Annotated in this window: 7 protein-coding genes; 5 read left to right on the top strand and 2 right to left on the bottom strand. The window is 71.4% G+C overall.

Annotated elements, in window-relative coordinates; all coding sequences use genetic code 11:
- Positions 1-110 precede the first annotated feature (110 nt).
- The 4 genes from OIE67_RS00715 (at position 111) to OIE67_RS00700 (ending at position 6,857) form a co-directional block, all read left to right on the top strand.
- A complete protein-coding gene (locus OIE67_RS00715; RefSeq protein WP_326635628.1) occupies positions 111-1,097 on the top strand; it encodes a zinc-binding dehydrogenase in 987 nt (328 codons plus the stop codon).
- Positions 1,098-1,140: 43 nt separating this feature from the next.
- Entirely contained in the window at positions 1,141-3,048 is a 1,908-nt protein-coding gene (locus OIE67_RS00710) for an ABC transporter ATP-binding protein (protein WP_326635626.1), read from the top strand.
- Positions 3,045-4,841, top strand: a complete 1,797-nt coding sequence (locus OIE67_RS00705; RefSeq protein ID WP_326635624.1) for an ABC transporter ATP-binding protein — start codon at positions 3,045-3,047, stop codon at positions 4,839-4,841. The genes OIE67_RS00710 and OIE67_RS00705 overlap by 4 nt, the downstream gene beginning before the upstream one ends.
- A gap of 96 nt (positions 4,842-4,937) precedes the next feature.
- Positions 4,938-6,857 (top strand): N-acetylmuramoyl-L-alanine amidase, encoded by a 1,920-nt coding sequence (locus OIE67_RS00700; protein ID WP_326635623.1) that lies wholly within the window; start codon positions 4,938-4,940, stop codon positions 6,855-6,857.
- Here OIE67_RS00700 and OIE67_RS00695 read toward each other — a convergent pair.
- Both OIE67_RS00695 and glgP read right to left on the bottom strand, forming a co-directional pair.
- On the bottom strand, positions 6,820-7,716 hold the full coding sequence (locus OIE67_RS00695) for a MurR/RpiR family transcriptional regulator (protein WP_106249441.1): 897 nt from the start codon (positions 7,714-7,716) through the stop codon (positions 6,820-6,822). The two genes, OIE67_RS00700 and OIE67_RS00695, sit on opposite strands and share 38 nt — an antisense overlap.
- A gap of 19 nt (positions 7,717-7,735) precedes the next feature.
- On the bottom strand, positions 7,736-10,318 hold the full coding sequence (gene glgP / locus OIE67_RS00690; RefSeq protein ID WP_326635621.1) for an alpha-glucan family phosphorylase: 2,583 nt from the start codon (positions 10,316-10,318) through the stop codon (positions 7,736-7,738).
- 244 nt (positions 10,319-10,562) lie between these two features.
- On the opposite strand from glgP, the gene OIE67_RS00685 reads away from it, so the two are divergent.
- Positions 10,563-12,653 (top strand): alpha-1,4-glucan--maltose-1-phosphate maltosyltransferase, encoded by a 2,091-nt coding sequence (locus OIE67_RS00685; protein WP_326635618.1) that lies wholly within the window; start codon positions 10,563-10,565, stop codon positions 12,651-12,653.
- The last annotated feature ends 66 nt before the right edge of the window (positions 12,654-12,719 follow it).

The following is a 12,719-nucleotide window of genomic DNA, read 5'->3' as shown; positions in this document are numbered from 1 at the left end:
ACGAACAAATCCGGTAGACGCCGCCCAGCAACTGTGTCCGGTTGACCTCAACCTTGGTTGAGGAGGAAGGGTGGGCAGGGTCCGACGACACCGACCCTGTGGAGAGACCCATGCACGCCGTCGTCCTGCACTCCTTCGGCCCGGCCGAGAACCTCGGCTACGAGGTCGTCCCCGATCCGGAGCCCGGCCCCGGCCAGGTGCGCATCGCCGTCAAGGCGGCCGGCGTGCACCTGGTCGAGACGATGTTGCGCAAGGGCGGGATCAGCGACCCGGAGACACCGCTGCCGCCGCTGCCCGAGCTGCCGACGATCTTCGGCGGCGAGGTGGCGGGCACCGTGGACGCCGTGGGACCGGACGTGGATCCGGCCTGGATCGGGCGTGACGTCGTGACCGCGGGCGGGCGGCCCGGCGGGTACGCCGAACTGGCGGTCGCCGACCTGGCGGCCGTGCACCGCGTCCCCGACGGCGTCGACCACGCGTCGGCCGTCGCCATGATCGTCACCGGGGTCACCGCGCTGCACTTCCTCGACGTGGCCGAGCTGACCGCCTCCGACGTGGTCCTCGTGACCTCGGCGGCCGGCGGCGTCGGCCGGCTCCTCGTCCAGTACGCCCGCCGCCTGGGCGCCCAGGTGATCGGCGCGGCGGGCGGGGCCGCCAAGGTGACCGCCGTCCGCGAGCTGGGCGCGGACCTCGCCGTCGACTACGACGAGCCCGGCTGGCAGCAGCGGGTCGCCGACGCGCTCGGCGGCAGGAAGGTCACCGCGCTGCTCGACGGGGTGGGCGGGGACCGGGCGCGGGCGGCGTTCGAGCTGCTCGCCGACGGCGGCCGGTGCCTGACCATCGGCACCTCCTCCGAGCGGCCCATCGAGCCGGATCCGCGGCTGGTCGCCGAGCGCGGGCTGAGCGTGACCAACGCTCTGATGCTCCTGCTCGGCCAGCAGGACCGGCGTCCTGCGTACGAGGTCAGGGCGCTGGCGGCGGTGGCCGAGGGCGCGCTCGTCCCCGCGGTGCAGACGTTCCCGCTGTCCGAGGCCGCCGCGGCGCACGCCGCGCTGGAGTCCAGGCGGACCACCGGCAAGGTCGTGCTCGTGCCCTGACCTGCTCGCGAAACCGGATGTGTCCATCGCTAGTGTGCGATACATGGCGGAAGAGCCCATCAATCCGGGAACCCCCGACATCCGCGGCCCCGGGCGGTATCTGTGGTGGTTGGTCACGAGCCAGCGGGCGCGGATCCTGGCCGGGGCGTCGCTGGGGACCGCCTGGATGGTGGGGCTGACGCTGCCGCCGTACCTGCTGTCGCGGGCCATCGACGACGGGCTGGCCACGGGGCGCTATCCGGTCCTGGCCGGGTGGGTGGCCGCCGTCTTCGGCACCGGGGTGCTGAACGCCTGGTTGGCGATCATGCGCCACCGGACGATGACGCGGGTGCGGCTGGACGCCTCGTACCGGACCGTACAGGCGGTGACCCTGCACGCGACCCGGCTCGGCGCGGCACTGCCCGGCCGGGCGAGCGCCGGGGAGGTCGTCACGATCGGGGCCGGCGACGCCGCCGTGATGGCCCAGACGCTCACCGTCACCGGGCCCGGGGTCGGGGCGGTGCTGGCCTACATCGTGGTGGCCGGGCTGCTGCTGTCCGTCTCGCCGCTCCTCGCCGCCGTGGTGCTGCTGGGTGTGCCGCTGCTGGTCGGCGTGCTCGGGCCGCTGCTCGGACGGTTGCGCGGCGCCGAGACCGCCTACCGGGGGCGGCAGGGGGAACTCGCCGCCCGCTTCGCCGACATCGCCGGCGGGCTGCGGGTGCTGAACGGCATCGGCGGCAAGGACGTCTACGCCGAACGCTACCGGCGCGGCTCGCGGGAGCTGCGGGAGCAGGGGTACCGGGTGGGGGCGGTGACGAGCTGGATCCACGCGCTGGGGGTGGGGCTGCCGACGTTGTTCCTGGGCGCCGTGACGTGGCTGGCCGCCCGGATGGCCGTGCAGGGGGAGATCACGGTCGGGGAACTGGTGGCACTGTACGGGTACGCGGCCGTGCTGGTGGTGCCGGTCTCGTTCTTCGTCGAGGGCGGCTACGACCTCAGCCGCGGCCTGGTCGCGGCCCGCCGAGTGATCCACTTCCTCAGCCTCCGCCCCGACGGCGGCACCTCCCCCGATCCCCGGCCCGAGGCCGGCGCGCCTGCGGGCGGGAAGCCCGCGTCGCCCGGTGGTGCCGGCCTTCCGCCGCCCGCCGCACCGGCCGCCCTGCACGATCCGGTCTCCGGGGTGGAGATCGCTCCAGGTCTGGTCACGGCGCTGGTCAGCGCGCGGGCAGCGGACTCGGCGGCGGTGCTCGACCGTCTGGGCGGGCTCGACTCGGCGAGCGGACCCGACCTGCCGGGCGGGCTCGACGGGGAGACCGCTCCAAGCGGGACCGCGAGCTCGGGCGTGACCTGGGGTGGGGTCCGGCTCGGAGAGATCGATCGGGGGGCGCTGCGGGAGCGGATCCTGGTGGCGGACAACGAGGCTCACCTGTTCGCCGGCACGTTACGCGAGGTCATCGCGGGCAACCGGGACCCCGACGACGCGGCCGTCGCACGAGCCGTGCACGCGGCCATGGCCGAGGACATCGTCCAAGCTCTTCCGCACGGCCTCGACTCCCCCATCGCCGACCAGGGACGCAACCTGTCCGGGGGCCAGCGGCAGCGGGTCCGGCTGGCACGTGCGCTCCTGGCCGACCCGGAGATCCTGCTCGCGGCCGAGCCCACCTCGGCCCTGGACGCCCACACCGAGGCCACGGTCGCCACGCGCCTGCGTACCGTACGAGCCGGCCGCACCACGGCCGTCACCAGCACCTCACCCCTCGTCCTGGACCAGGCCGACCGCGTGTACTACCTGGTCGAAGGAACGGCCGTGGCCGCAGGCACCCACCACGACCTCCTGCGCGACGAGCCCGGCTACCGGGCGCTGGTGTCGCGCGGCACGGAAGACGACGACCCGGACGACACGACCACCGACGGCCGCAGCGATGGCCCACCCACCTCTGAGACAGCAACACCACAGGAGGCCGGCCGGTGAGCGGCGTGACGCAGGGCAGCGGCGGGTTGCCCGTCGCCGAGGCCGCGCAGACCCGCCGGGCCGCCGTGCGGCTCGTCCGGAGGGACGGACGGGCGTTCGCGGCCATGCTCGCGCTCAACGGCCTGGCCGCCGTCGCGGGGCTGGCCGCGCCGTGGTTGCTCGGCCGCATCGTGGACGAGGTCAAGGCGGGCGCCACGGTCGGCGTGGTGGACCGGCTGGCCCTCGCGATCCTCGTCTGCGCCGTGGTGCAACTGCTGCTGGCGCGGTACGCGAGCTACGTCGGTCATCGCTTCGGCGAACGTACGCTGGCCAGGATCCGCGAGCAGTTCACCGAGCGCGCGCTGGCCATGCCCGCCTCGGTGGTCGAGCATGCGGGCACCGGCGACCTGACCACCCGGGGCACCACCGACGTGGCGTCGGTCGGGACCACGCTGCGCGACGCCGGTCCCGACGTCGCCATCGCCTCGGTCCAGGCGCTGTTCATCCTGGCCGCCGTCTTCGTGCTGGACCCGCTGCTCGGCGCATGCGGGGTGATCGGGCTGTCGGGCATCTGGTTCGCCTCCCGCTGGTACCTGCGCCGGGCGCTCAAGGCGTACCTGGAGGAGGGCGCCGCCGGCTCGGCGCTGGCCGAGGAGCTGGCGGCCACCACGACCGGCGCCCGCACCGTGCAGGCGCTCAGGCTCGAACACCGCCGTCTCCTGGCCTGCCGCCGGACGGTCGAGGAGTCCAGGCGCGCCAGGACCAGGACGTTGGCCCTGCGCAGTGTGCTCTTCCCGGTGGTGGACGTCTCGTACGCGATCCCGGTGGCGGCCGTGCTGCTGGTCGGGGGCGCGCTCACGATGCGGGACCCGTCCGCGATGACGCTGGGCACGGTGGTCGCCTCCGCCCTCTACCTGCGCCAGCTCTCCGAGCCGCTGAACACCGTGCTGGAACGGCTGGAGAGCCTGCAGAGCAGCGGCGCCGCCTTCGCCCGCGTGGAGGGCATGGCGGCGGCCCCCGCGAACGCCCCCGCCGGCGGGGCGACCGTACCCGAGGATGATCGGCTGGAGGTCTCCGGAGCGTCCTATGCCTACGACGGCGGCCCCGACGTGCTGCACGAGGTGGACCTGAGCGTCCGACCCGGCGAGCGGCTGGCCATCGTCGGCCCGTCGGGCGCGGGCAAGACGACGCTGGGGCGGCTCCTGGCCGGCATGGACGCCCCTCGTACGGGCTCCGTCACGGTCGGCGGTGTCCCCGTCGCCGCCCTGTCCCAGAGCCTGCTCCGCGAGCGGGTCGTCCTGGTCACCCAGGAGCACCACGTGTTCCTGGGCACCGTACGGGACAACCTCCAGATCGCCGCCCCCGCCGCCACGGACGCTGACCTGCGCGCGGCGCTGGCCGCCGTGGGCGCCGACTGGTTCGACGAGCTGCCCGACGGGCTGGACACCGACCTGCGTCACGGGCCGCACCGCCCGGACGGCGCCCGCGCCCAGCAGCTGGCCCTGGCCCGGGTGGTGCTGGCCGACCCGCACACGCTGATCCTCGACGAGGCGACCGCCCTGCTGGATCCGCGCACGGCCCGGCACACGGAGCGCGCCCTGGCCGCGGTGCTGGAGGGCCGTACCGTGATCGCCATCGCGCACCGCCTCCAGACCGCTCACGACGCGGACCGGGTGGCGGTCATGCGGGACGGGCGGCTGACGGAGCTGGGCACGCACGAGGAGCTGGTCGCGGCGGGCGGCGCGTACGCGTCCCTGTGGCACTCCTGGCACGGCGACCACGCCGGGCCGGAACCCGGCGGCCACGCCCGTTAAGGGATGAAAAATATCTTCGCAAAGATCTCGCCTGCGAAGGAAAATGTTGAGACGCTGAACTGCACAACGCGCCCCCCAGCTCCCGAGGAGTGGTTCATGCGCAGAATACTCACGGCGGCCTCACTCGTCGTCCTGCTGCCCTTAGTCAACGTGAGCTCGGCGCACGCCCAGCAGCCCCCGGACCGGCAGCAGGCCTTCACGGCCGCCGCCCAGGAGTTCCAGGTGCCCGAGAGCGTGCTGCTGGGCGTCTCCTACCTGGAGTCCCGGTGGGACGCCCACGCCGGCCGGCCCTCCAGCGACGCCGGGTTCGGCCCCATGCACCTGACCGACGCCCCCGCCTTCACCTCCGCCAACCATCACACCGAGGGCGAGGAGGACGCCCGCGGCGACGACGGCCGCCCCCTCCCGCCTCCGGCGGCCCAGCCCGCGCCGGCCGACATCCCGGCCTCGCTGCGGACCATGGAACGCGCCGCCGCGCTGACCGGCGAGAGCCACGAGCGGCTGCGTACGGACGACGCCGCCAACATCCGCGGCGGCGCCGCGCTGCTGGCCGACTACCAGAAGGCGCTCGGCGCGCCGCTGAGCGCCGACCCCGGCCAGTGGTACGGCGCGGTGGCCCGGTACTCGGGCGCCGAGGAGTCGGGCGCGGCCAAGTTCTTCGCCGACGAGGTCTTCGCCACGATCAAGGAAGGGGCCACGCGGACGACCGACGACGGTCAGCGGGTCGCCCTTCCGGCTGTGCCGGGCCTGAAGAAGATCGAGAAGTGGCTGGAGAAGCTCGGCCTGCGCCCGCCGGTGCGCCCCGACGGGATCGAGTGTCCCGCCTCGATCTCCTGTGAGTGGATCCCGTCCGCGTACCAGGAACTGCCGAACGACGACTACGGGCACTACGACCTGGCGAACCGGCCGCACAGCCAGAAGGTCGAATACATCATCATCCACGACATGGAGGGATATTTCCTGCCCTCCATCCGCCTCAACCAGGACCCGAACTACGGCGCCAGCTGGCACTACTCCGTCCGCTCCTCCGACGGCCACATCGCCCAGCACATCAAGACCAAGGACGTCGGCTGGCAGGCCGGCAACTGGTACGTCAACGCCAAGTCCATCGGCATCGAGCACGAGGGCTTCCTGGCCGAGGGCAGCACCTGGTTCACCGAGGCGATGTACCGCTCGTCCGCCCGCCTGGTCCGCTACCTGGCGCTCAGGCACGGCGTGCCGCTGGACCGCGCCCACATCCTGGGCCACGACAACGTCCCCGGCACCCTGCCGACGACCGTGCGCGGCATGCACGAGGACCCGGGCCCGTTCTGGGACTGGGCGCACTACTTCCAGCTCATGGGCGCGCCGCTGCACGCGTTCGGCGGGCCCAGGGCCGGCTCGGTCATGATCAAGCCGGACTTCGCCACGAACAAGCCGCACTTCTACGGCTGTGATCGCCAGAACCCGGAGGCGGACTGCCCGCCGACCAGCGCCGGCACCGTCTGGCTGCGCACCGAGCCGCGCGCGGACGCGCCGCTGATCAAGGACATCGGCAAGCACCCGACCGGCGACTCCCTCTACAGCGTCTACGACCACAGCGCCCGCGCCAGCACCGGCCAGCGCTTCGCCGTGGCCGAGCGCCAGGGCGACTGGACGGCCATCTGGTACCTCGGGCAGAAGGCGTGGTTCCACAACCCGAGGAGCGCTCCGACCGCCGTCCCGTCGATGGGGCTGGTGGTCACGCCGAAGCCGGGCAAGGCGACGGTGCCGGTGTTCGGCCGGGCCTACCCGGAGGAGTCGGCCTATCCGGAGGGCATCCCGTACCAGGCGGTGACGCCGCTGCAGTACACGTTCGCGGCGGGCGAGAAGTACACGCTGGCCGGCCAGGCGGCCACCGAGTACTACCGCGCGGTCACCTTCGACCTGGCGGACCACAAGGTGGTGCGGGGCAAGACGAAGTACCTGCAGATCCAGTTCGGCCACCGCGTGATGTACGTCAAGGCTGACGACGTGCGGGTGACGTTCTCCGGGTGAACTCCTTGACGGCGCGCCTGGTGCTCGCGAGCGCCTCCTGAGAGGAGTCGAACGTGCGCTGGGCGACGCCGACGAACACGCAGTCGACGACGAGGAGCTGGCTGATCCTGCTGGCCAGGGCGCCGGGACGGAACTCCGTCTCGCGCCCGGCCGAGATCAGCACGTGTTCGGCCAGCTCCGCGATGGACGAGCGGGGGTTGTTGGTGATCGCGACCGTGGTCGCCCCGGCCTCCTTGGCCCGGCTCAGCGGCTCGATCACGTCGGGGGTCTCGCCCGAGGTGCTGATGCCGATCGCCACGTCGCCGTCCTTGAGCAGCACGGCGCTGGTCAGCGCCAGGTGCGCGTCCTGGAAGGCGTGGCTGGACAGGCCGATGCGCAGCAGCTTCTGGGCGACGTCCTCGGCCACCAGCCCGGAGGCGCCGACCCCGTAGGCGTCGATCCGCCGGGCGCCGACGATGGCGTCCACGACCAGGCCGAGCCGTTCGGAGGTGAGCTGGGCGACGGTGTCGTTGATCGCCTCGGACTCGGCCCTGGCCACCTTCTGGATGACCTCCGACAGCGGGTCGTCGGGCGCGAGGTCGCCCGGCACCAGCCGGTCCGGTTGCGCGGCGGCCGCGGCTAAGGCCAGCCTGAGCTGCGGATATCCGGCGAAGCCGAGCAACCGGGCGGTGCGCACGATCGTCGCCTCGCTGGTGCCGGAGGCGGCGGAGAGCTCCGTGATGGTGCTCCTCGCCACCGTCGCGGGGTCTTCGAGTATGAGGCGGGCCACGGTCTGGGCGGCAGGCGTCAGCGACGGCAGCACACCGCGAACCGTGGCCACCAGAGTGTCGGCCCGCAGGCCGTTCCCGCTGTCGTCCACCCCCCGATTATGCCGCTTGTCAGCGCAATGTTCCGTTGGTCATCCCCGCCGGTTCCTCGGGCACGGTGATCAGGCCCAGCTCGGCCGGTGTGGCCAGCAGCGGGTGGTGCGGGACGACCCGCACCGTGTAACCGAACGCGCCCGTACGGTCGAGCGGCACCGCGCCGGTGTAGTGGGCCCGCCCGTCGTCGTCCACCGACGCGACCGACAGCGTGGAGTAGACCGGGTGCACCAGCTCGTCGTGCGGCCCGACCTTCCCGTAGGCGGCTTGGACCAGCACGTCGCCGGGCTCCAGGTCGCCGAGCGCGATGGTGGCGTGCAGCTCGACGGAGGCCCCGACCTCCGGCGTGTCGCCCACGCCGGCCGCCTCGACGTGCTCGACCCGCACCCCCGGCCAGGCCCGGTTGACCCGGACCCGCCAGGCGGCGAACGCCTTGGCCGGCGCGTAGGACTCGGCGCTGAGCGCGCGGGCGGAGGCGGCGGCCGGGTTGTAGAGCGTCACCACGTAGTCGCGCAGCATCCGCCCGGCCAGCACCTTGGGCCCGAGCGAGGCCAGCGTGTGCTTGACCATCTCCATCCACCGGCGCGGCAGCCCGTCGGGGCCCCGGTCGTAGAAGCGGTCGGACACCTCATGCTCGATCAGGTCGTAGAGGGCGGCGGCCTCCAGCTCGTCGCGCCGGTCGGGGTTGCCCACCCCGTCGGCGGTGGGGATGGCCCAGCCGTTGGTGCCGTCGTACCACTCGTCCCACCAGCCGTCGCGGATCGACAGGTTGAGCCCGCCGTTCAGCGCGGACTTCATCCCCGACGTGCCCGAGGCCTCCAGCGGGCGCAAAGGGTTGTTCAGCCAGACGTCGCAGCCCTGCACCATGAGCTGGCCGAGCGTCATGTCGTAGTCGGGCAGGAAGACGATGCGGTGGCGGACGTCGTTGCGGTCGGCGAACTTGATGATCTGCTGGATCAGCTTCTTGCCGCCCTCGTCGGCCGGGTGAGCCTTGCCGGCGATCACGATCTGCACGGGTTTGTCGGGATCGAGCAGCAGCTCGGTCAGCCGCGCGGGATCGCGCAGCATGAGCGTGAGCCGCTTGTACGACGGCACCCGCCGGGCGAACCCGATCGTCAGCACCTCGGGGTCGAGCGTGTCGTCGATCCAGCCGAGCTCGGCGTCGGAGGCTCCGCGCTCGCGCCACGACCTGCGCAGGCGCACCCTGGCGCCCTCGACCAGCCGCCGGCGCAGCGTGCCGCGGATCTGCCAGATGTCGGCGTCGGAGATCTTCTGGATGTGCTCCCAGCCGCGGGCCCGCTCCAGCAGGGAGGGCAGCTCGCGCCCGGCCAGCTCCATGAACTCCCTGCCGACCCAGGTCGGCGCGTGCACGCCGTTGGTGATCGAGCCGATCGGCACCTCGTCCAGGTCGAATCCCGGCCAAAGATCTTTGAACATGTCCCGGCTGACCTCGCCGTGCAGCACGGACACGCCGTTGACCCGCTGGGCCAGCCGCATGCCCATGACCGCCATGTTGAACCGGCTGGGGTCGGGCTCCTTGCCCAGCGCCAGGATCCGCTCGACCGGCACGGTCGGCCAGGCGCCCGCCCCGCCGAAGTGCCGCTCGATCATGTCGATCGGGAAGCGGTCGATGCCCGCGGGGACCGGGGTGTGCGTGGTGAACACCGTGCCCGCGCGCACCGCCTCAAGAGCCTCGTCGAACGACATCCGCGCCTCGGTGAGCTCGCGGATGCGCTCCAGGCCGAGGAAGCCGGCGTGGCCCTCGTTGGTGTGGAACACCTCGGGCTCGGCGTGTCCGGTGATCTTGCAGTACGCCCTGATCGCGCGGACGCCGCCGACGCCGAGCAGGAGCTCCTGCATGAGCCGGTGGTCGGTGCCGCCGCCGTAGAGGCGGTCGGTGATGTCTCTGGCCGCCGTGTCGTTCTCGGCCACGTCGGAGTCGAGCAGCAGCAGCGGCACCCGGCCGACCTGGGCCACCCACACCTGGGCGTGCAGCTCGCGCTCGTCGGGCAGGCTCAGCCGGATCTTGACCGGCGTGCCCTCGGTGTCCTTCAGCAGGGTCAGCGGCAGGCCGCCCGCGTCGAGCGACGGGTAGTGCTCCAGCTGCCAGCCCTCGGGCGACAGGGACTGGGTGAAGTAGCCGTGCCGGTAGAGCAGGCCCACCGCGAGGATCGGCACCCCGAGGTCGCTGGCGGCCTTGAGGTGGTCTCCGGCCAGGATGCCGAGCCCTCCGGAGTACTGCGGCAGCGCGGCGGCGATGCCGTATTCGGGGGAGAAGTACGCGATGGCCCGCGCGCTGTCGGGCAGCGTCTGGTACCAGCGCGGAGAGGTCATGTATTCGCGCAGGTCGTCTGCGGCGTCGGCGAGGCGGCGCAGGAAGCGCCGATCGGCCGCCAGCTCGCTCAGCCGGGCCGGGCTGACGGCGCCGAGCAGGGCCACGGGATCGTGGCCGACCTGTTCCCACAGGTCGGCGTCGACCTCCGCGAAGAGGTCCATCGTCTCGGGGTGCCATGACCACCGGAGATTCTGGACAAGCTCGCCGAGGGCGGCCAGCTCCGCGGGCAGGACGGTGCGGACGGTAAACCGGCGGATAGCTCTCACGTTTCTGCACCCTACGGGCTAGGAGGGACCTCTGAGTCCTTCACCCCCATCAAGCCCCTTCAAACCCCTTCCGGGAACAAGCATGAAGAGGGACTATTGGGGCAACTTTCCAGGTTGTTGGACCTTCCCGCAGACACACAAGGGAGGTCTATCCACTGCTGTCCACAATTTACATGCAAGGATCGTTCCTGCCAGGGAAAGCCTCCGGCGGTACCGGGAGTGCCGCCGCAAACCCTTGAATGCGATGATCGGACGAATTCCCATCACGGCCATCTCCCCCGTCGTCGACTGCGGGCAATGGCCCGCCAAGGCGGTCGCCGGCGAGACCTTCCAGGTCTCGGCGACCGTGTTCAGAGAGGGCCACGACGCCGTGGCGTCGGGCGTGGTGCTGACCTCGCCCGACGGGCAGCGCGGGCGCCTGAGACCGATGCGCGAGCTCGCGCCCGGCACCGACCGCTGGGGTGTCGACGTGTGCCTGCCGGCCGAGGGCGACTGGCTGTTCCGCGTGGAGGCATGGAGTGATCCGATCGGCACGTGGCTGCACGACGCCGAGATCAAGATCCCGCGCGGCATGGACGTCGATCTCATGTGCGAGGAGGGCGCCCGGCTGTTCGAGCGCGCGGCCAAGGCCGTGCGGCCCGCCGACTGCGCGGGCGGGCAGTCCGCGCCGGCGGGAAAGACCGCCCGTGACGGCCGGAGCAGGCAGAACGGCAACGGCGGCAGCACCTGCGGCCACCGCGCGGCGCTGCTGTCGATCTCCGCGACGCTGCGGGACGAGGAGCTCGATCCGCGGGCGCGGCTGTCGATCGTCCAGTTGCCCGAGACCGCGGCGCTGCTGGAGGCGCATCCGTTCCGTGAGCTGGTGACCAGGTCCAAGTCCCACAAGATCAGGGTGGACCGGCGCCGGGCGCTCTACGGCTCCTGGTACGAGTTCTTCCCCAGGTCCGAGGGGGCCGTGGTGAACGAGCTCGGCATCTCCAAGTCCGGAAATTTCCAGACAGCTGCCAAGCGGCTCCCGGCCATCGCCAAGATGGGCTTCGACGTCGTCTACCTGCCGCCGATCCATCCGATCGGCACGACGTACCGCAAGGGGCGCAACAACACGCTCAGCCCCGAGCCCGACGAGCCTGGATCGCCCTGGGCGATCGGCTCCGAGGACGGCGGCCACGACGCCGTGCATCCCGACCTGGGCACGCTCGACGACTTCGACGTGTTCGTCGGCCGCACGCGTGAGCTGGGCATGGAGATCGCGCTCGACTTCGCCCTGCAGTGCTCTCCCGACCACCCGTGGGTCAAGGAGCATCCCGAGTGGTTCACGGTCAGGGCCGACGGGTCGATCGCGTACGCCGAGAACCCGCCGAAGAAGTATCAGGACATCTACCCGATCAACTTCGACAAGGACCCCGAGGGGATCTACAACGAGGTCAAACGGGTGCTGCGGCACTGGATGGACCATGGGGTGCGCATCTTCCGGGTGGACAACCCGCACACCAAGCCCGTGGCCTTCTGGGAGCGGCTGCTGGCGGACGTGCACCGCACCGACCCCGACGTGATCTTCCTGTCGGAGGCGTTCACCCGGCCGGCGATGATGCGCATGCTGGCCAAGACCGGCTATCACCAGTCATATACATATTTTACGTGGAAGAACACCAAGTACGACGTCGAGACCTACCTCACGGAGCTGGCCCAGGAGACCTCGAGTTACCTGCGGCCCAACCTCTTCGTCAACACTCCGGACATTCTCCACGAATACCTGCAACACGGCGGCGTTCCGGCGTTCAAGATCAGGGCGGTGCTGGCCGCGCTCGCCTCGCCCGCCTGGGGCGTCTATTCCGGGTACGAGCTCGGGGAGAACGTACCGGTGCGCCCGGGAAGCGAGGAATATCTGGATAGCGAAAAGTATCAATACAAACCCCGTGATTGGGTGACGGCCGAGCGCGAAGGATGGAGCCTCGCCCCGTTCATCACCCATCTGAATTTGTTCCGAAGAGCGCATCCGGCGCTGCAGGAATTGCGTAACCTACGGTTCCACAGGGTCGACCAACCGGACATCGTCTGCTTCTCGAAACGACTTCCCGGAGCCTATGACCCGGCCACACGAAGGCACGGGCTGGGCGACGTCGTACTGGCGGTCATCAATCTGGATCCACACCACACCCACGAGGCGACGGTGGAACTGGACCTGCCCGTCCTGGGTCTCGACTGGAACGCCGAGTTCGTCGTGGACGACGAACTCTCCGGAGAGTCCTATCGCTGGAGGCAGCGCAACTATGTACGCCTCGACCCCCATATCCAGCCTGCCCACATTCTCACCGTACGAGCCGCGCCACGGTAGAACTGAATTCAGCGGGGAGTCTTCAACGTGTGTGATAGCGCCTCCGTCATGAGCCACCTGCGGGGC

The organism is Nonomuraea fuscirosea, assembly GCF_035917475.1.
Classification (GTDB): domain Bacteria; phylum Actinomycetota; class Actinomycetes; order Streptosporangiales; family Streptosporangiaceae; genus Nonomuraea; species Nonomuraea fuscirosea.
Note: the sequence above shows the minus strand (reverse complement) of the source record. Positions and strands in the feature narration are given on the sequence as shown.

Coding starts and splice junctions, on each gene's coding strand:
- OIE67_RS00715 (WP_326635628.1), top strand. CDS start 111: ATGCACGCCGTCGTCCTGCACTCCTTCGGCCCGGCCGAGAACCTCGGC.
- OIE67_RS00710 (WP_326635626.1), top strand. CDS start 1,141: ATGGCGGAAGAGCCCATCAATCCGGGAACCCCCGACATCCGCGGCCCC.
- OIE67_RS00700 (WP_326635623.1), top strand. CDS start 4,938: ATGCGCAGAATACTCACGGCGGCCTCACTCGTCGTCCTGCTGCCCTTA.
- OIE67_RS00685 (WP_326635618.1), top strand. CDS start 10,563: ATGATCGGACGAATTCCCATCACGGCCATCTCCCCCGTCGTCGACTGC.